19 protein-coding genes, 2 tRNA genes, 1 rRNA gene and 2 pseudogenes are annotated in these 19052 nt (G+C 53.5%); 14 read left to right on the forward strand and 10 right to left on the reverse strand.

Annotation, left to right across the window (positions count from 1 at the left end):
• The first annotated feature begins 106 nt into the window (after nt 1–106).
• The 3 genes from rrf (at nt 107) to EH206_RS05320 (ending at nt 1535) form a co-directional block, all read left to right on the forward strand.
• Nucleotides 107–222: ribosomal RNA gene (rrf, locus tag EH206_RS05310) — 5S ribosomal RNA — on the forward strand.
• A gap of 190 nt (nt 223–412) precedes the next feature.
• Nucleotides 413–489, forward strand: a tRNA-Asp gene (locus EH206_RS05315).
• A gap of 248 nt (nt 490–737) precedes the next feature.
• A complete protein-coding gene (locus tag EH206_RS05320) occupies nt 738–1535 on the forward strand; it encodes an endonuclease/exonuclease/phosphatase family protein (protein WP_009111769.1) in 798 nt (265 codons plus the stop codon).
• A gap of 64 nt (nt 1536–1599) precedes the next feature.
• Here the strand turns inward: EH206_RS05320 and mltD are convergent, their stop codons facing one another.
• Together mltD and gloB are read right to left on the reverse strand one after the other, a co-directional pair.
• Entirely contained in the window at nt 1600–2985 is a 1386-nt protein-coding gene (mltD, locus tag EH206_RS05325; RefSeq protein WP_009111770.1) for a murein transglycosylase D, read from the reverse strand.
• 72 nt (nt 2986–3057) lie between these two features.
• Nucleotides 3058–3813 carry a hydroxyacylglutathione hydrolase gene (gene gloB / locus EH206_RS05330; protein WP_009111771.1) on the reverse strand — a complete coding sequence of 252 codons (756 nt, stop codon included), beginning with the start codon at nt 3811–3813 and terminating at the stop codon, nt 3058–3060.
• 42 nt (nt 3814–3855) lie between these two features.
• Here gloB and EH206_RS05335 point away from each other — a divergent pair, with 42 nt between their 5' ends.
• Complete coding sequence (locus EH206_RS05335) at nt 3856–4566, forward strand: class I SAM-dependent methyltransferase (RefSeq protein ID WP_009111772.1); 711 nt, start codon at nt 3856–3858, stop codon at nt 4564–4566.
• 7 nt (nt 4567–4573) lie between these two features.
• On the opposite strand, the gene rnhA is transcribed toward EH206_RS05335, so the two are convergent.
• A complete protein-coding gene (rnhA, locus tag EH206_RS05340) occupies nt 4574–5038 on the reverse strand; it encodes a ribonuclease HI (protein WP_009111773.1) in 465 nt (154 codons plus the stop codon).
• Nucleotides 5039–5094: 56 nt separating this feature from the next.
• Between rnhA and dnaQ the strand changes: the two genes are divergently transcribed.
• The 4 genes and pseudogenes from dnaQ to EH206_RS05360 all read left to right on the forward strand — a co-directional run bounded on the left by dnaQ (nt 5095) and on the right by EH206_RS05360 (nt 6961).
• Complete coding sequence (gene dnaQ, locus EH206_RS05345; RefSeq protein WP_009111774.1) at nt 5095–5832, forward strand: DNA polymerase III subunit epsilon; 738 nt, start codon at nt 5095–5097, stop codon at nt 5830–5832.
• Between the two features lie 126 nt (nt 5833–5958).
• Nucleotides 5959–6035 (forward strand) — tRNA-Asp (locus tag EH206_RS05350).
• A 199-nt stretch (nt 6036–6234) separates the two neighbouring features.
• A pseudogene (locus EH206_RS05355) lies at nt 6235–6534 on the forward strand (IS4 family transposase); the annotation flags it as partial.
• 40 nt (nt 6535–6574) lie between these two features.
• Nucleotides 6575–6961 (forward strand): type II toxin-antitoxin system VapC family toxin, encoded by a 387-nt coding sequence (locus EH206_RS05360; protein WP_009111776.1) that lies wholly within the window; start codon nt 6575–6577, stop codon nt 6959–6961.
• Between the two features lie 219 nt (nt 6962–7180).
• Here EH206_RS05360 and EH206_RS23010 read toward each other — a convergent pair whose 3' ends face one another.
• The gene (locus EH206_RS23010) at nt 7181–7420 is read right to left on the reverse strand and encodes a hypothetical protein (protein ID WP_040342940.1); all 240 of its coding nucleotides are present in this window, start codon (nt 7418–7420) and stop codon (nt 7181–7183) included.
• Nucleotides 7421–7518: 98 nt separating this feature from the next.
• Here EH206_RS23010 and EH206_RS23495 point away from each other — a divergent pair, with 98 nt between their 5' ends.
• Nucleotides 7519–7644 carry a hypothetical protein gene (locus EH206_RS23495; protein ID WP_281280154.1) on the forward strand — a complete coding sequence of 42 codons (126 nt, stop codon included), beginning with the start codon at nt 7519–7521 and terminating at the stop codon, nt 7642–7644.
• On the opposite strand, the pseudogene EH206_RS05370 reads toward EH206_RS23495, so the two are convergent.
• Nucleotides 7589–7821, reverse strand: a pseudogene (locus EH206_RS05370) (helix-turn-helix domain-containing protein). The gene EH206_RS23495 and the pseudogene EH206_RS05370 overlap by 56 nt on opposite strands.
• A 132-nt stretch (nt 7822–7953) precedes the next feature.
• Between EH206_RS05370 and EH206_RS05375 the strand changes: the two are divergent.
• Nucleotides 7954–8856, forward strand: coding sequence for a DsbA family oxidoreductase (locus EH206_RS05375; protein ID WP_009111777.1), 903 nt, complete (start codon nt 7954–7956; stop codon nt 8854–8856).
• Nucleotides 8857–8975: 119 nt separating this feature from the next.
• Here EH206_RS05375 and EH206_RS05380 read toward each other — a convergent pair whose 3' ends face one another.
• Nucleotides 8976–9293, reverse strand: a complete 318-nt coding sequence (locus EH206_RS05380; protein ID WP_009111778.1) for a DUF190 domain-containing protein — start codon at nt 9291–9293, stop codon at nt 8976–8978.
• 496 nt (nt 9294–9789) lie between these two features.
• Here EH206_RS05380 and EH206_RS05385 point away from each other — a divergent pair, with 496 nt between their 5' ends.
• The 4 genes from EH206_RS05385 to EH206_RS05400 all read left to right on the forward strand — a co-directional run bounded on the left by EH206_RS05385 (nt 9790) and on the right by EH206_RS05400 (nt 14769).
• Entirely contained in the window at nt 9790–10413 is a 624-nt protein-coding gene (locus tag EH206_RS05385; protein ID WP_009111779.1) for a TetR/AcrR family transcriptional regulator, read from the forward strand.
• 294 nt (nt 10414–10707) lie between these two features.
• Complete coding sequence (locus EH206_RS05390; protein ID WP_232216572.1) at nt 10708–12084, forward strand: efflux transporter outer membrane subunit; 1377 nt, start codon at nt 10708–10710, stop codon at nt 12082–12084.
• Nucleotides 12081–13688, forward strand: coding sequence for an MFS transporter (locus EH206_RS05395; RefSeq protein WP_009111781.1), 1608 nt, complete (start codon nt 12081–12083; stop codon nt 13686–13688). The genes EH206_RS05390 and EH206_RS05395 overlap by 4 nt, the downstream gene beginning before the upstream one ends.
• A gap of 31 nt (nt 13689–13719) precedes the next feature.
• Entirely contained in the window at nt 13720–14769 is a 1050-nt protein-coding gene (locus tag EH206_RS05400; protein WP_009111782.1) for an HlyD family secretion protein, read from the forward strand.
• 257 nt (nt 14770–15026) lie between these two features.
• Here EH206_RS05400 and nrdF read toward each other — a convergent pair whose 3' ends face one another.
• From nrdF to nrdH, 4 genes are read right to left on the reverse strand one after another with little or no spacing between them, the layout of a single operon-like run.
• Nucleotides 15027–15989 (reverse strand): class 1b ribonucleoside-diphosphate reductase subunit beta, encoded by a 963-nt coding sequence (gene nrdF, locus EH206_RS05405; RefSeq protein WP_009111783.1) that lies wholly within the window; start codon nt 15987–15989, stop codon nt 15027–15029.
• A gap of 24 nt (nt 15990–16013) precedes the next feature.
• On the reverse strand, nt 16014–18164 hold the full coding sequence (gene nrdE / locus EH206_RS05410) for a class 1b ribonucleoside-diphosphate reductase subunit alpha (protein ID WP_009111784.1): 2151 nt from the start codon (nt 18162–18164) through the stop codon (nt 16014–16016).
• Nucleotides 18143–18550 (reverse strand): class Ib ribonucleoside-diphosphate reductase assembly flavoprotein NrdI, encoded by a 408-nt coding sequence (gene nrdI, locus EH206_RS05415; RefSeq protein WP_009111785.1) that lies wholly within the window; start codon nt 18548–18550, stop codon nt 18143–18145. The genes nrdE and nrdI overlap by 22 nt, the downstream gene beginning before the upstream one ends.
• 9 nt (nt 18551–18559) lie before the next feature.
• Nucleotides 18560–18799 (reverse strand): glutaredoxin-like protein NrdH, encoded by a 240-nt coding sequence (gene nrdH / locus EH206_RS05420; RefSeq protein WP_009111786.1) that lies wholly within the window; start codon nt 18797–18799, stop codon nt 18560–18562.
• Nucleotides 18800–19052 lie beyond the last annotated feature (253 nt).

Genomic DNA, 19052 nt, shown 5'->3' on the forward strand with positions numbered 1-19052 from the left:
CGGAGCGCTGGCCTGAAAAGGGAACAGACAAAATCGTCGGGAACGATTTTGTACGTCGCGTAGCGACGGCCCGAAGGGCGAGTCTCAGGAAGAGACGAGAAATTTGCCTGGCGGCGATAGCGCGGTGGTCCCACCTGACCCCATGCCGAACTCAGCAGTGAAACGCCGTAGCGCCGATGGTAGTGTGGGGTCTCCCCATGTGAGAGTAGGGAACTGCCAGGCATCAAATTAGAAGTAGCAGTGAAATCCTGCGGGCAGTTCGCTACTCGATAGAGAGTAGGAAAAAGGCCGAAGGCTTTTAAACGTTGCGCAGCAACGGCCCGCAGGGTGGATCATGAAATGATTCATAAACTGCCAGGCATCAAATAAAGCAGTAAACCGGCGAAATGCTGGTGAATAAAAGAAATTCGGTGGAGCGGTAGTTCAGTTGGTTAGAATACCTGCCTGTCACGCAGGGGGTCGCGGGTTCGAGTCCCGTCCGTTCCGCCACTTATTGCATAAGCCCTGAGTTAACGCTCAGGGCTTTTTTGCACGTCGATGATTTCTTATCTCCAGCTTGCATCGTCACAGTTACGCAGCCTATCCGCTATGCTATCCGTATCGGTAGCTATGTTATTGCGTTGATCGCATTAGTGCTGCCATGTATTGAAAGTCTACTATACAATCTCTATAACAGAAGCGTACCTTTGATCCATTAAAGGTATTTTGAGGTACTGGAATCTATAGCAAGGCGTGGCGTGCGAAAAAAAACATATGCGATGAGGTATGTAGCTGGTCAGCCGGCAGAGCGTATCTTTCCCCCCGGAACAATGCATCATCTGGAGCAAGTGCTGCCGTCAGGTCCACTGCTGCTGGAGAAAGATGTTTTACGCGTCATGGTGTGGAATATCTTTAAGCAGCAAAGAATGAACTGGCTTTCTGTTTTACAGGACTTCGGCAGAGATGCGCAACTGGTGCTATTGCAGGAGGCGCAAAGCTCGCCGGAACTTATTCGTTTTGCAACCTCTAACTATCTTTCTACCGATCAGGTACCGGCAATTATTTTGCCACAACACCCTTCGGGCGTAATGACACTGTCCGCTGCTCAACCTATGTACTGCTGCCCGTTGCGGGAAAAAGAGCCTTTACTGCGGTTATCCAAATCGGCGTTGGTAACGGTCTATTCATTGCCCGATGGCCGCCAGTTAATGGTGATTAACATCCATGCGGTAAATTTCAGTTTCGGCGTTGAAGTGTACAGTAAGCAGCTTGAAACCATCGGAGATCAGCTGATACACCATCACGGCCCGGTGGTAATGGCGGGGGACTTCAATGCCTGGAGTCAGCCTCGCATCAGGGCGCTCTATCGGTTTGCTACCAGGATGGCGTTACAGGAGGTGGGTTTTATTGACGACTACCGTCGCCGGGTGTTCGGTCGCCCTTTGGATTTTGTATTCTATCGGGATCTGACGGTGGTTCAATCCTCCATCCTGGTCACCCAGGCATCGGATCACAACCCCTTGCTGGTTGAGTTTCAGCTTAATAGTTGGAAATAAAGGCCTCAAGGAACGCCCAAGCGTAAAAAAACTGCCATATAGGCAGTTTTTTAATCAGAAAGGCTTACGACTCTGGTTGGGTGTTTTTACTGACGTAGAGCGTCAGTCGATCGCCGGGCTGGATATTGGCATTTTTGTTGATTACCGTATTCCAACGCATAACATCAGCGATATTTACACCATGACGTTTGGCAATGCTGGCAAGTGAGTCACCTTTACGAACCTGATAGGTGATTGACCCGCCTTTACCGCTGTTGCCATTATCAACGTCAGACACTTGAGCAACTTGCAAGGTTTGACCAACTTTCAGCGCATTTGCGCTACGCAGGTTGTTCCAGCTTTGCAAGTCCCTGGTGCTGACCTTCAACCGTGCGGCAATGGTGGATAGCGTATCGCCAGCGCGCACCTTATACTGCGACTCCTGCGTTGACTGCGCCAAGCGGGTTGGCTGGATCGCGGCGATATCGCTATCTGCCAGAGAATCCTTCAACTGCTCAACGTGAGCTTTCGGCACCATAATGTAGTGCGGCCCGTTAGGCGCGGTCACATTGCGTTTGTAGCCCGAGTTATAGCTCTTCAGTTTGTTCAACGGCAGGCCAGCCATTTCCGCTGCTTGCGTCAACTGCATCTGCTGCCCGACTTCAACTCTGGCCAATGCACGGCTTTCGTTTGGTTTGGGCAGGCTAATGCCGTATTTTTTGCTATTCTTAAGTATATCGCTCAAGGCCAACATTTTCGGAACATAGATAGACGTTTCGCGAGGTAACGCCAATGCCCAGAAGTTCGTTGGTTTGCCTTGTGCTTTATTGGCTTTAATAGCTTTCATGACGCGGCCTTCACCACTGTTATAGGCAGCGACGGTTAATAACCAGTCGCCGTCAAACATGTTGTTGAGGCGTTGCATCATATCCAGCGCGGCGGTCGTCGACGCAACCACGTCGCGGCGTCCGTCATACCACTGGTTTTGTTTCAAACCATAATTACGCCCCGTGCCAGGGACTATCTGCCATAGCCCTGCGGCATTGGCGGATGATGTGGCCTGAGGGTTAAAAGCGCTCTCCACTATGGGTAGCAGTACTAGTTCCATCGGCATCTTACGTTGTTTAATCTGCTCGACAATCCAGTACATGTACGGCTCTGCCCGTAATGTTACATCGTGGAGATAGCTCTTGTTTTTTAAATAACGCCTTTTTTGTTCGCGGATCCGGGCGTTTTCCGGAACCTCCATCTTCAGCTCGTCGCCAATAAAGCTCCACAGATCTCGTTGCGCGCCGCTGTCATCATCCAGCCATCGCGCCGAGGTCTCTCGACCCTCTGCGTACTTTGCTGCTTCACTTTGACTTGCCGAAGACAGACTCTGTGCATGCTGCTTGGGTTGAGAGGTATCGTTAGGCGGTACCTGGCAACCGGCCAGCAAGACTGAGGCGATAAGTATCGCTTTAGCCTTCATATGTGTGTCAAATTAGTTGCTTAAAAGACGAGCAATAATACTTTGATTAGGGGATTAGCACAACATAAACCTTTAGAAGCCGTCTTTCTTGCTACGTAGCTGAGCAAAAACTTGCCAATTCTCTATGCTTTCAGGTTCTGGTGATATTTTTCTTTTCAAATCAACATCATGGCATCTAAGAAAAAGGTTGATTTTTCGCTCCAGCTGCAGGGTGGTCGGCAAAGTAGATTGTGATTTTTCGCGTATCTGTCTGATTTTATGAAGGTAGGTCTTAATTGTGGCCTCTTCAGGCCAGACGGCATGAGCGAATTCCAGATTTGCAAGGGTATATTCATGGGCGCAGCAGATTAGCGTGTCATCGGGTAGGTCGGATATTTTTTTAATTGAATCATACATTTGATTTGGAGTGCCTTCGAAAATTCGCCCGCATCCGCCGGAAAAAAGCGTGTCTCCGCAGAATAAAAAAGGGTGGCTATAATAAGCAATATGTCCTGCTGTATGACCGGGAACGGCCAGCACGGAAAAGTCCGAATTTAGCAGCGGCAGGGTATCTCCCTCTTCAACGACGGTCGTTGTGCCGCTTTTTTGGGTTTCCCGGGGGCCAAAAACCGGCAGATGCGCATAATGTTCGACAATAGCGGCGACGCCCCCGACATGGTCGTGATGATGGTGGGTCAGCAAAATCGCCTCAGGCGTCAACCGATGTTTGCCGAGCGCGTCCAGCACCGGTTGTGCTTCGCCGGGATCGACGACGACACAGTGATTTTCTTTGTTACTCAATAACCAAATGTAGTTGTCCTGAAGCGCCGCAATACTGATAAGATTCATGGAGTACCTCGTTTTGCATCAGCCTAGGGAAGATAATAGAACATGAAGCCAGCACAAACATCTCAGACGGTTGCGGTTCCCGGCTCATGGGATGATATCCCCGGAGGAAGATATTACCGCGAATCGCTTGAGAAGGCGCTATCGCCCTGGTGGTCGAAGCTGTTCGGCTTTCATCTGTTGAAAATCGGGGCGTTGAGTGCGGCAACGGAGATAACGGAGTGCGCTATTGCGCATCAGGTCAATGTCGCACCCGCCGGAGATAATATGCAGGTCATTGCCGATCCGCACCAACTGCCTTTTGCCGAGAAATCGGTCGATGCCTGTCTGCTGATACAAACGCTCTCCTATTCCGCCGATCCGCACCGCATATTGCGGGAGGTGGATCGCGTGCTGATTGACGACGGCTGGTTGATATTGAGCAGCTTCAACCCGGTGAGCCTGCTGGGGGTGGCAAAACTTATCCCGGGGTTAAACAGACGGCAGCCCTATTGCAGCCGGATGTTTACGCAAATGCGCATGATGGACTGGCTCGGTTTGCTGAATTATGAGGTGGTCCATCACGCCAGCCTTCAGGTCACCCCATGGCGAAAAAACAGGGGGAAATTGAATAAACACCTGCCGGTATTCGGCTGTCTGTCGCTGATTATCGCGCGTAAGCGCACCATCCCCCTGAGTCTTACGCCGATGCGTGCCCGGCTTTGCAAGGTCCCTTTGCGCCGCACGGTCGGCGTGACGAAAACTTACCGTAGCTGAAAACCCGTTATTCGGGTTTATATCCAATATCATCCAGCGTTGGCGCGCTGGCGGCGCTGCGGGCAAGCTCGTCGCAGCGCTCATTCTCAGGATGGCCGGCATGGCCTTTCACCCATTCCCAGCGCAGCGTATGGTGCTGAATCGCCTGATCCAGACGCTGCCAGAGATCGACATTTTTCACCGGTTTTTTATCCGCGGTTTTCCAGCCGCGTTTTTTCCAGTTGTGGATCCACTTGGTGATCCCCTGGCGGACATACTGGCTGTCGGTGCTTAACACCACCTCGCAGGGTGAGGTCAGGGTTTCAAGCGCGGCGATGGCGGCCATCAGCTCCATGCGATTATTGGTGGTTAACCGATAACCCGCACTCAGGGTTTTTTCATGCTGCTTATAGCGCAGCAAGGCACCGTAACCGCCGGGGCCCGGATTACCGAGGCAAGATCCATCGGTGAAAATCTCTACCTGTTTAAGCATCTCTGGTAGACTCTTCCTTTATGGTGAAAATGGCAAGTCTGACATAAACGAAAACGATGAGCACTGAAATTACGCGACAAATCGTCCTGGATACTGAAACCACCGGTATGAACAAACTGGGGGTTCACTACGAAGGACATAAAATCATCGAAATTGGCGCTGTTGAGGTGATTAACCGTCGTCTGACCGGGCGCCACTTCCATGTGTACATCAAGCCCGATCGTCTGGTCGATCCGGAAGCCTATAACGTGCACGGCATCAGCGATGAGTTTCTGGCGGACCGGCCGACCTATGCGGAGATTGCCGACGACTTTCTCGACTTTATCCGCGGCGCCGAGCTGGTCATCCATAACGCGATGTTTGATATCGGCTTTATGGACTATGAATTCCGGATGCTCAATCGGGAAATACCCAAGACGGAAACCTTCTGCAAGATAACCGATAGCCTGCTAATGGCGCGTAAGATTTTTCCGGGCAAACGGAACAATCTGGATGCGTTATGCGACCGCTATCAGATAGATAACAGTAAACGAACGCTGCACGGCGCTTTGCTCGATGCCGAAATTCTGGCGGAAGTCTATCTGGCGATGACGGGCGGCCAGACATCGCTGGCGTTCTCGATGGAAGGGGAGACGCAACGGCAGGAGAATGAAAGCGAAAGCATTCAGCGCATCGTCCGTCCTGCCTCGGCGATGAAGGTGTTATACGCCAACGATGAAGAGCTGCTGGCGCATGAGAAACGGCTGGATTTGATCGCCAAAAAAGGCGGAAGCTGTCTGTGGCGCGGTGAATAGTATCGCGGCGGCGAGGGAATAGACGTTCAGCTGAAATTATAAGCAAACAGAAGCGGTTAGTTATAAAAACCATTGACGTAATAGTAGCGCCATCTTAGTATTCACCCCGCTCAATGAGCACAGAGTGGAGCGGTAGTTCAGTCGGTTAGAATACCTGCCTGTCACGCAGGGGGTCGCGGGTTCGAGTCCCGTCCGTTCCGCCACTTATCTATTCCGGGATGTTCCTATACATCTCTGGATGAATGAAAACCGTATCGCTGTCAAAGGCATACGGTTTTTTTTCGTCTCTATGATACCCCCGGCATAGCGCTGAGGGATCCCCAGTAATGGGCAGGTGATAAAAGACAGGCATAGAGTTTTGTGATCTACTGATTGTGCAACAAATTTAATGAGATCACCTCTATGCCTGCTCGTAAAGTATGTCAGAATTTCTTCCGGGATGCCTTAGCGCCGTTTCACAAATACCGACAAAATGCTCTGCTGGACGCCACTGTTGCACTAATTAACGGCGCATCATTGACGCTGACCAGCATCGGGCGTTTTTTACCTGGGTACGCTCAGGTTAAAAATAAAATTAAACGTGTGGATCGTCTACTGGGTAATGAATCACTTCAGCATGACATTCCTCTGATTTTTAAAAACATTATTTCGATGCGGACATGTCAGTTATCTCTGTGTGTCATTGCTGTTGACTGGAGTGGCTAGGCGAAGGGGAGATTGAACAGCTTTTCGGCGGTGACAAATGAAATTTTTACTCGACACCCATGTGTTGCTGTGGGCGGCAGGTATGCCGGAAAAACTGTCTTCATCAACAGCGAAGTTGTTGGGTTCGCCGGAAAATGAGCTTTTTTTCAGCGTGGTCAGTCTTTTGGAAGTCATCATTAAGCGCGGGCTGGGACGTGACGATTTTCAGGTCGATGCGCGACTGTTGCGACGGGGGTTGCTGGATAATGGTTACAGCGAATTGCCTATCGCCAGCGAACATGTTGTTTCGGTCGAGAGTCAGCCTGCCGTTCACAAGGATCCGTTTGATCGTCTGCTGGTGGCGCAGGCGACAGTGGAGGGCATTACGTTGTTGACCGCCGATGCGAGGGTTGCGCAGTATCCCGGTCCGATACAGCGAATTTAGGCGGCGTTTTTCACCTGTAATTGCTATGGAAACCTTTCCTGAATCACTATTTTTTCATGTCATGACGCATCATAAGAATGAGGTCCGTGAAGACGTCATGGGGTGAAATTACGGGATATCCGAATTCAGGATTGATTTTGCACAGCGAAGTATTCAGCGATAATTGATGCGCCGGTTGCTGTTTTAAGAGAACGGCTGATGAGCTTTCCAATAACATCGTCAGGCATCCAGCTTTCGACGAGCACTATGCCAGCGCAGTTGAGCATGGCGCGCGGCGACAACGGTGATCGCAACAACGCCACCGCCGATCATTAGCACCCATGCCAGGGGATCGCTGTTGTGGATGCTATAGAGCGTCCAGATGACTATGGCCCAAATATAGGCACCGCCGCCCGGCGCCTCAATACTGATTTGCTGAGCGTTGGCCGCACGATGGAACAGTTGCAACGTCAGCAGCAACGCCTGTCGGCTATTTCGGCAAAAAGCGACGCACTGCGGGCTAATCTCGGATAAGTCTCTACGGCAAAGGCGTTGAAACTTATGCGATGGCCAGAACGGTGGCGGCCCCGCTCGTCAGCTCCATCATCCAGTATTCCCGATTTAAGTCCGGGCTGCGGGACATCGCCGTCACCGGGAACCTGAATCCCGAAGACGAGAAGAAAATCGGCGCGGCCATCCGTTAGTATCATAATATCGACTGGGCCAGATTTCCGATGGGGGAATGCCAAGCGCATTGGCGATCAACTATTCTCCTTAGGCCAGGGCCGCAAAAGCGCGTTTGCCAAAGTGGAAGAACTCAATCCTGCCGCCCGCGAACGGCTGCTGTCGTAACCCTGCCGTCTGATGGCCGGGGATCTCAAACTTGATTACTCCATCTATGGATTAATGATTTCCATTTTAGCTTGTTTATTCCGTATAAGCGTTAATGCAACATTATTCCATTAAGGATTGCCTGAAGATGAACCTGCATAAATTCCTGGGGACATATTGATATGACTACTGAACAGCAAGTTGAAATTGTCGCGTTTACGGATCCGGTATGTACCTGGTGCTGGGGCAGCGAGCCGGTTTTACGCAAACTCCTGGCGTGGTATGGCGATCGCATCCGCATTATACCGGTGATGGGCGGGCTGGTTGAAGATATCCGCAAGTTCTATGATCATCACAATGATATCGGCGGAAGCCCGGAGCAATCCAATTTACAGATTGCCAAACACTGGCTGGACGCGTCAAACAGGCATGGTATGCCGGTTGAGATCGAGGGTTTTCGTTTGTTTTCCGCACAGACCGTCTCAACATACCCGCAAAATATCGCCTACAAAGCGGTTGAACTGTGTAACCCTGAACTGGCGGCGAAATTCCTGCGCCGTATCCGTGAAGCCTCCGCCGCGGAAGCGAGGGAAACCGGTAAGCGTGAAGTTCTGATTGAACTGGCGAATGAAACAGGCGTGGATATTGCGGTATTTATTGCCGCTTTGGATGACGGCAGTGCGGAAAAAGCATTTAATGACGATCTGCTGACGACCAGACAATATGGCGTTCGCGGCTTCCCTACGTTCCTGTTCCGGTGGGGAGGGAAAGAGTTGCTGCTGCGCGGATATCAAAGTTTCGAAAGCATGAGCTCGGTCATCTCATCCCTCTCCGCGGGGCAGGTGGCCGCACATCAACCAGCTGTCTCGGCTGAGGCGATTGTAAAATTCTTGCAGAGCGGGCGGGCGGCCAACGTCGAACTGACAACGGTTTTCGATCTTTCCGCCGCTGAGCTGGATAAATTGCTCGCCTCTCTCACTGAACAAAAAAGAATCCGTTTTATCCCCGCTGGAAACGGGGGATTCTGGGAAGCTGAGCCGCAAGAACTGACCTGCGATCCGGTAACGCGCACCTGCACATTTTGAGTTTTGCCAATAATCAAGCCTGTACCGACAGGCTTTCAGAGCGCTGACGAACTTCTGGTCGACCCCATCCCAGCTCTCTCCTTCGCAGAGGAGGCCGGGAAGGTGCCTTTGACATCCGACTACGCCTTTCCCAGCACGCCGAATTCAACGGGGATTTTGACAAAAAATACTTTGATGTGCTCCTTATTGAGATAATCGAACAGTTGTTCCGTTTGTTCAGGGCTGATCACCAGCGTGACTTGAACGGGTTGGTCGGATAGGTCAAACATGTTGATCGAGTGGTCTAAACCATCGTGTCCCGTTCCCTGGATGGCGCCGCTCAGCGTTCCGCCTCGAATACCGAGCTTTTTCGCCGCATCAAGCAGCCACTGAGCGAGCGGCAGACTTCCGTACGTACGATCCTGTTGCGTGAAGAAAGTAACTTGATAACCTTGCATAGTGGGTGGTATCCAAAAGTAGAGAGTTTAAAACCCGCCTCAATGATTAAATCGCTGTCGACGGGCATAGTGTCTTTCAGAGAACAAGAATGTCTTTTAGGAAACAATAGGGTTTTTCAGAGAACATAAGTTTTGCCAATAGACGCGTCGCTCAAAATTTACTTCTGCCCCGGCGGTATGGTAGCAAATATAGGTAGGGAGACTTAAGAATAAGAAGGTCGGTGTCCCTGTCCTTAATATAATTATAAGAACCGGCCGGCGTTCGATGCCGTTTGTCGATAGCGCTATACTCGCCGTATCCGGCGAGAAGTCGTCTGCGCGAATGATGTGAGTACCGACCGGTACGATAATCAATCAAAACATCTTAGTCAACCGCTTCGATTAACCCCTGGGGGCCGTTGAGACATACACGTATAATCTGATTACGGCGGGGATATAATTGTGATCGAGAGTACCGTTGGATATAATTTTGTTGAGATTTTATGAGTGGCGTAACATGGAAGATCCTGAAACTATCGAACTCGATGATAAAAAGCTCCCCATACTGGAGGTGGCGACGTCTATCTTTCTGGAGCACGGCTTCAATGCCGCTACCACCGATATGATCCAGCGCGAGGCCGGCATATCGAAAGCGACGATGTATGCCTGTTTTCCCAACAAAAAGGCGATGTTCGCCGCGGCGATTGAACAGCAGTGTTCAATTATGGCCGCTACGATCCAATCCATTCAGACCACGCCCGGCAATATTGCCAAGACGCTGGCGGATATCGGCATGTCTTATCTGCAAATCGTGCTGTCGCCGACCGGGCTGGCGCTGTATCGAGTCGTGGTGGCGGAAGCGTCCCGCTTTCCCAATCTGGCGCGCAGGTTCTACCTTACCGGCCCCAAGTCCGTAATCTCAATGGTGGCGGCGCGGCTGAGAGAGGCGGCCCAGAGCGGGGAGATCAACGTGCAGACAACCGGTATTACCGCCGCCGCTGCGCTCTTTATCAGCATGGTGCGCGCCGAAGGCCAAATGGAGGCGCTCACGCATCCCGATTCCCGCCCCTCCATCGCGCAGATGGAGAATTGGGTACAGCTCGCCGTCTCCACCTTCTTAAGCGCTTTCGGGCATAAATAGTCATAGCGCCCCGCTTGTCCCGACGGCTGCTATTGCCGCCCCTCGTTAAAATATCCCTATTAAATATCAAATTATATCTTAAATATTGACAAATATTGACAAAAATTCAACGAAATAATAAAGTACCGACCGGTACGGGCGGGGTTAGTCTGCGTTGTCCCCCCATTTTGTTTAAGGAAATATATGACTCGCATTTTTCGAAACCGGAGTCTGTGCTCAGCGCCGTATGGCGTGCCCTTGCTGGCTTTGACACTCTCCGGTTGCATAACCCTCCCCGATATGCAGACTTCCTCCTTGACACAGTATGAAACGGCATTGCATTCACGGGCGACGATTGTGGCGAATGAGCCGGCTTTGGCGGAAAGTTATCCTCCCTCACAGTGGTGGGAACTGTTTGGCGATAGCACGCTGACCGCGCTTGAAGCGGAAGCCGTTGGATCCAATCTGGATCTTCAGGCGGCGGTTGCGCGTATCGAGGAGAGCAGGGCGCAACTTGGACTGGCGGATTCCGCGCGGCGACCGCAGATCGGCGCAAATAGCGCATATTCACGTTCCGGACTCAGCGAACATTCGCCGATGGCCTCGCTTGGCGCGCCTACCGATGCCTCCAGCACCTGGTCGCTAGGGCTACAGGCAAGCTGGGAGCTGGACCTGTGGGGACATCTAGGCTACCTGAGCGACTCCGCCAGGGCTAACCTGGAAGCCAGCGGTTACAGTAAAGAGGCGGTAATGGTGTCGATCGGCGGCGATGTCGCGCGAACCTATCTCCTGTTACGCGGCATCCAGGCCCAGGAAAAAATCGTCGGGCAGAATCGTCAGATCGCCAAAGGGCTGGTAGAGATGGCCGAAAGCCGCGAGAAAAACGGCGTGGCTACCCGTTTTGACGCTACGGCGGCCCGCGCGGAGTTGGCCAGGATTGACGCCCGTCAGTTACAGCTGGAGCAACAGCGCTATACGTTGATGAATTCTCTGGCGATGCTGCTGGGAAAACCGCCCCGGGAACTGGACGCGCGTCTGGCCTCGGCCGCTATGCCGGCAATGCCTGAACGACTGCCCGTGGGCGTGCCTTCGGAACTGGCCCGCAATCGGCCGGATATTCTGCAATCGGAGGCGCGTTTACGTGCCGCGGTCGCCGATATCGGCGCGGCCAAGGCGGACTTCTATCCACGGATCAGCCTGACCGGGGGCCTAGGGGTCGGCGCCTTTGAGTTCTCTGACCTCGGCAGTTGGGATTCCCGTCAGTTTTCAGTCGGGCCGACGCTATATTTGCCCATCTTTCAGGGCGGCAGGCTGAGAAGTAATTTGGCATTAACCGAGGCACGCCATCGTCTGGCGGCGATTGCTTACCAGAAAACGGTGCTCAACGCCTGGCATGAAGTGGATAATGCGCTGACGACGTATAGCACCGAATTAAAACGACATGAACAATTGCAGCTGGCTCTGGAGCAAAATCAAACGGCACTGGTGGTGGCGCAGCGCTCTTATCAGCAGGGGACGGCCGACTTTACTTCGGTGCTGGTGGCGCAGCGTTCATTGTTATCCAGTCAATCCGAGTTGACGGAAAGCGCAACCGCCTCGGCGCTGTCGGTGGTGTCGCTTTATCGGGCTCTCGGGGGAGGGTGGTCTTCCAGGTTGCAGCCTGACGCGGCGCCGGCAGGCGGGCCGCTATGAGTACGCCAGAAATGACGGCCGGCAAAACAACGCCAACCGCCGCGGCGCAACCAGCGGCATCGCAGCAGCAGCCGGTCTTCAATTTCCGTCTGGCGTGCGGCCTGCTGGGCGTGTTGCTGGCGGCGATGATAGCAGGTTTGAATAATCGCGTACCTGGTCTGACTCTGGTCGATATGCAGGGCACGCTGGGTTTTTCGAAAGATGGCGCGTCGTGGCTTACCACCGCCTACTCCGCAGGTGAACTAGCCGCAATGCCGTTCGCCACCTGGTTCGCCATAACTTTTTCGCTGCGTCGTTTTCATCTGACGATGCTATCCGCCGCTTTGTTTCTGTCGCTTATCATCCCTTACGTTCGAGATTTAAATCTCTTGTTGGTATTGCGGGCGTGTCAGGGGCTTTTCTCCGGCGCCTTGATCCCGCTGTTAATGATGTCGGCATTACGCTTCCTGCCGCTGTCAATCCGGCTCCACGGCCTGGCTCTTTATGCGATGACGGCCACCTTTTCGCCGAATATCTCGCTCTGGCTGGCCGCGTTGTGCGTGGACCGGCTGGAGGACTGGCGGTGGGTCTATTGGCACGTTATCCCATTGGGCCTGATAGCGATATGCCTTGTCGCCTGGGGTATTCCGAAACTCCCGACGGCTCTGCCGCGTCTGAAGCAGGGCAATTGGCTGGGCATGGCGCTGGGCGTTCCCGGTCTGGCGCTTATTGTGATTGGTATAGACCAGGGCGTGCGCCTTGATTGGTTCCATTCTCCGGTTATCGTCGCGTCGCTTACCGTCGGCGCGATATTTATCGCACTGTACCTGATAAGCGAGTGGAGTCATCCTCAACCCTTTATGCGTCTGCAAATGCTGGCGCGCCGTAATCTCGGACTAGGCTTCGCTATTTTCGTTTTCCTGTTGATAACGATGTCTACCGCCGTCACTTTACCTGCCAACGTATTGGGTCAGTTGCAGGGGTTCCGCATGGAGCAAAGCGCGTCGATAGGACTTATCGTCGGTCTGCCGCAATTGGTGCTAGGTTCCGCGGTCGCGCTGTTGCTCTACCGGCGCTGGGTTGACGCGCGGTATGTCTTCGCCATCGGCCTAAGCTGCATCGGCGCGGCCTGTTGGCTGGGAAGCGGCATCACCAGCGAGTGGATGGTAGAACAGTTCGCCGGCGCTGAGATTCTGCAAGCGATTGGGCAACCCATGGCCGTCGTCTCGCTATTGTTCCTCTCGACGAGCGTGGTTCAACCAATGGAAGGGCAGTATGTGGCCGGGATCGTTAACACTTTTCGCGCATTCAGCTCTGTGCTCGGCGGCGCGGCCATCAATCAGATGATGAGCGTGCGGGGACATTTTCACAGCGAAATGCTGCTCGACCAGGCCGGACTCCGACTTCCCGGCCTGCCGTCATCCGACTCGATGTTGAGTACGTTATCCGCAACCGTTACGCAGCAAGCCAGCGTTCTGGCCGCGGCGGACATCTATCGGGTATTTGGTTTAATCGCGTTGTTGTTGATTCCGGCCGTTCTGAAACTTCAGCATATTCCTGCACCGGTAACCGCACTCCCACCTCAAGTCAGACCGTCAGGGGCAAAGAGTGGCGCCAGTCATTAACCTTCTTCATTTTTTAGAAAAGCGGTATCTCATGGTTAAGAACAGAAGTTTTAATATTATCGTCGGTTTAGTTGCCATTGCTGCAGTGATTATTGGATTCACTATCCTCAACAAACCTGAATCCAGCTCATCAACGCAGAGTACCGATGATGCGTATGTCCAAGCCGACTTTACGGTGATCGTTCCCCAGATTACCGGGATAATCACCCAGGTTAACGTCAACGACAACCAGGAGGTTTCTGTGGGTACGCCCCTGGTCAACATTGACGATCGCGATTTGCGGATCGCCGTTGACAGTGCAAAAGCGAATATCGCCAGCGCCAGAGCCTCGATTAACAGTTTGGAAGCGCAGCTCATCCAGCAGAAAAGCGTTATCGAGCAGGCGCGGGCCATGGTTGACGCCTCTTCGGCCAATCTAAAGCTTGCTGAAGCGAACCGGAAGCGTTTCGCTAATCTGGCCCGGGATGGTTCAGGGACAGTGCAGGCCCAACAGCAGGCCGACGCGGAGTGGAATATTCAGCGCGCCGCCCGTGAGCGCGATCTTGCCGGATTAAGTTCGGCCGAGCAGAAAATAGCTATCCTGCGCGCGGATCTGGAAAAAATGAAAGCCGCCGAGCTGGCGGCGCAGGCGGAAAAAGCGAGTGCCGATTTGAACCTGTCTTATGTAAATGTACTTGCGCCGGTGAACGGCGTCGTCGCGCAGCGCAGAGCGCGCGTCGGCGGTTATGCCCGCGTCGGCGAGCCGCTGTTGACGCTAGTACCCCTGGATGCCGTTTATGTGGAGGCCAATTTCCGCGAAACGCAGTTGGCCAATGTGCGGGTAGGGCAAAGCGTAGATATTAGCGTGGATGCGCTGCCGGGAATCAAGCTCAAAGGCCGGGTGGATAGTCTGGGGCCGGCGAGCGGCGTCAGCTTCTCACCGATTCCCCCGCATAATGCCACCGGCAACTTCACCAAGATCGTGCAGCGTCTGCCGGTGCGTATACACCTGGACGCGGGACAGGAAGATATCCGCAGGCTGCGCGTCGGCATGTCCGTACGCCCGGTTATTGATACCGCAACGCAAGGGGACCGGGGATGAAACGCTGAGCCGTGTTGACCCTGAACAGGCAGGCAGAACCATCTTCCACGGCAGCAGTTCCGCCACTTTACCGTGAGTTGCCTATCGCCAGTGAACATGTTGTTTGGGTTGAAAGCCTGCCTGCCGGTCACAAGTATCCATATGATCGCCTGCCGGTGGCGCAGGCGGCAGTGGAAAGCCTTACGCTATTGACTGCCGGGATGCCGATTGCACAGCACCCCGGCCCGAAACGGCGAGTCTGATGATTTTCGTGGCGGTTAAAAATCCCAATCCTCATCTTCGGTGTTTACCGCTTTGCCAATAACGTACGACGAACCGGAACCGGAGAAAAAGTCATGGTTCTCGTCGGCGTTCGGCGAAAGCGCCGACAGGATCGCCGGGTTGACGTCGGTCATGCCGGCGGGAAACAGGGCTTCATAACCCAGATTCATCAGCGCCTTGTTGGCGTTATAGTGCAGAAATTTCTTCACATCTTCCGTCCAGCCCACCCCGTCATATAATTCCTGGGTATACAGGACTTCATTGTCATACAGATCCTGCAACAGATCGTAGGCGAAGCTTTTCACCTGCTGCCGGCGGGCTGGGTCCGCCTTCGCCAAGCCCTGTTGGAATTTATAACCGATGTAGTATCCGTGTACCGCCTCATCGCGGATAATCAGCCGTATCAGATCCGCGGTGTTGGTCAGCTTGGCGCGGCTCGACCAGTACATGGGCAGATAAAAGCCGGAATAGAACAGGAACGACTCCAGAAATACGCTGGCGACCTTTTTCATCAGCGGGTCGTCGCTGCGGTAGTGATTGAGAATGATAGCCGCTTTTTTCTGCAGCGACGGATTCTCCTCGCTCCAGCGGTAGGCGTCGTCCACTTCGCTGGTCAGGCACAGCGTGGAAAAGATCGAACTGTAGGAACGGGCGTGCACCGCTTCCATAAAGCTGATATTGGATAAAACCGCCTCCTCGTGAGGCGTCACCGCATCGGGCATCAGCGTCGGCGCGCCCACGGTGTTCTGAATGGTATCCAGCAGCGTCAGCCCGGTAAATACCCTAATGGTCAACTGCCGCTCATAGGCGTTCAGCGTGCCCCAGGACGAAATATCGTTGGATAGCGGAACCTTTTCCGGCAGCCAGAAATTCGAGGTAAGCCGGTTCCAGACTTCCAGATCCTTGTCGTCTTCAATTTTGTTCCAGTTGACGGCCTGTACGCGCGTTAACGATGTCATGATCAAATTTCCTTCAGCGATAGCTTACAAGGCGCAGGAGACGCAGCCCTGAACTTCGGTGCCTTCCAATGCCATCTGCCGTATGCGAATGTAGTAAATGGTCTTGATGCCTTTGGTCCACGCGTAGATTTGCGCTTTGTTGATATCCCGCGTGGTGGCGGTATCACGAAAGAACAGCGTCAGCGACAGTCCCTGATCGACATGCTGGGTCGCCGCCGCGTAGGTATCGATAATCTTCTGCGGACCGATCTCGTAGGCATCCTGATAATATTCCAGGTTGTCGTTGGTCATGTAGGGGGCAGGATAGTAGACCCGGCCGATTTTGCCCTCTTTGCGGATCTCAATGCGCGACACAATCGGGTGGATGCTCGACGTGGAGTGATTGATATAAGAGATGGAGCCGGTAGGGGGCACCGCCTGCAAATTCTGGTTATACAGCCCGTGCGCCATAACGGCGTCGCGCAGCGCGGCCCAGTCCTGCTGGTCGGGAATGGTGATTCCCGCCTGCTCGAACAGTTGGCGTACCCGTTCCGTGGCGGGTTCCCAGCGTTGTTCGACGTACTTGCTGAAGTACTCGCCGGAGGCGTACGTCGAATTCTCGAAGCCTTTGAAGCTCTGGCCGCGCTCTGTCGCCAGCTGATTTGAGGCGCGCAGCGCATGGTAGGCGACGGTGTAAAAATAGATATTGGTGAAGTCGATCGCTTCCTCGGAGCCGTAAAATATCCTCTCGCGGGCCAGGTAGCCGTGCAGATTCATCTGCCCGAGGCCGATAGCGTGCGATGCGTCGTTGCCTTTTTCAATCGATGGCACGGAACGGATATGGCTCATATCGGACACTGCGGTCAGCGCGCGGATCGCCATTTCCACCGTGAGGCCGAAGTCCGGCGACGACATCGCCTTGGCGATATTCAGCGATCCGAGATTGCAGGAAATATCTTTACCGACGTGGCGATAGCCGAGGTCTTCATCGTATAGGCTGGCGTCATTGACCTGCAAAATTTCCGAGCACAGGTTGCTCATATTGATGCGGCCCTGAATCGGATTGGCGCGATTGACCGTATCCTCGAACATCATATAGGGGTAGCCGGACTCGAACTGGATCTCCGCCAGAATCTGAAAGAACTCCCGCGCCTTGATCTGCGATTTGCGTATCCGTTTGTCGTTCACCATCTCATGGTATTTTTCCGTAACGCTGATTTCCGACAGCGGAACGCCATACACCTGTTCGACATCGTACGGCGAGAACAGGTACATCACCTGGTTGTTTTTCGCCAGTTGGAAGGTAATGTCCGGTATCACCACGCCAAGCGACAGCGTTTTGATGCGGATTTTTTCATCGGCGTTTTCCCGCTTGGTGTCGAGGAAACGCAGAATATCGGGATGGTGGGCGTTGAGGTACACCGCCCCGGCGCCCTGGCGCGCGCCCAACTGGTTGGCGTAGGAGAAGGCGTCCTCCAGCATTTTCATCACCGGGATGATGCCGGATGACTGGTTTTCGATTTTTTTAATCGGCGCGCCGGTTTCGCGGATATTGGTGAGCATAAACGCCACGCCGCCGCCGCGTTTGGAAAGCTGCAGCGCGGAGTTGATGGCGCGGCCAATCGACTCCATATTGTCTTCAATACGCAGCAGAAAACAGGAAACCAGCTCGCCGCGCTGTTTTTTCCCGCAGTTGAGAAAGGTGGGGGTGGCGGGCTGAAAGCGTCCGCTGATGATCTCCTCCACCAGCGCGCTGGCGAGTTCGGTATTGCCGGCGGCCAGCGTGAGCGCCACCATGCAGACGCGGTCTTCGTAGCGTTCCAGATAGCGCTTGCCGTCAAAGGTCTTCAGCGTATAGCCGGTGTAGTATTTGAACGCGCCGAGGAAGGTTTGAAAGCGGAATTTATGGCTGTAGGCCTGCTGAAAAAGGCTTTTGATAAAGCTGAAGGCGTATTGGTCCAGCACCGCGGCTTCGTAATAGTTTTCTTCCACCAGATAGCGCAGCTTCTCTTCCAGATTGTGGAAGAACACCGTGTTCTGATTGACGTGCTGTAAGAAATAGCGCCGCGCCGCCAGCTTGTCCTGTTCGAACTGGATGCGCCCCTCGGCGTCGTAGAGGTTCAGCATGGCGTTCAGCGCATGGTAATCCAGCTCGGTATTGGCTGGTTTAGCGATCACGGATTCTGTTGTTGCCAAAATTCAGTTACTCCCTTTCGCACGTTTGCCACGTCTTCTGGCGTACCCAGCAGTTCGAAGCGATATAGATAAGGCACCCGGCACTTTTGCGCGATGATGTCGCCGGCCAGGCCGTACGCCGCGCCGAAATTGGTATTGCCCGCCGCGATGACGCCGCGCAGATAGTCGCGGTTTTGCCGATCGTTGAGAAACAGGATCACCTGACGGGGCACCGCGCCTTTAGCGCTCCCCCCGCCATAGCTGGGAACCACCAGGATATAGGGTTGATCCAGTTTCAGCGCGGGCCGCTCAGTCGCTATCGGAATACGCAGGGCCGGCAATCCAACCCTGGCGATAAAGCGATGGGTGTTCTCCGACTGGCTGGAAAAGTAGACCAGCGGGTTCATTTCACCCCCTCACTGCAACTGCAGGGACTGCTGCAGCGTACTGATTTTATCCGGGCGGAATCCGCTCCAGTGGTCGTTAGCCGTCATCACCACCGGAACCTGTTGATAGCCCAACGCTCTTACCTGCTGTAATGCCTGTTCGTCTTCCGTTAAGTCCACCAGTCGATAGCTGATTCCCTGTTTATCCAGCGCACGGCGTGTGGCATTGCACTGCACACAATCTGGTTTGGTGAAAATAGTAATACGCATGATTCGTATTTACCTTCTGGCGTGAAGAGAAGTGTTTCGGAACGGCTATCTTCAGGGCTTGCGCGCCCGGAGCGATTCCACGATGTAGCCACCATTATTGATGAGCTTACGCTTTGAATACTAGATGTAGGTGTTTTAAATTTCAACCATACAATATATAGGATTTATGCGCGAGCTTATGCAAACGGCTGCTAACCCAGACGGCGCAAGGGGAAAAATAAAAACAAGTAAAAAATATTTTTTAAATGGCGGG

Origin of the sequence: Brenneria nigrifluens DSM 30175 = ATCC 13028 (assembly GCF_005484965.1) — a bacterium.
In the GTDB taxonomy this organism is placed as follows: Bacteria; Pseudomonadota; Gammaproteobacteria; order Enterobacterales; family Enterobacteriaceae; genus Brenneria; species Brenneria nigrifluens.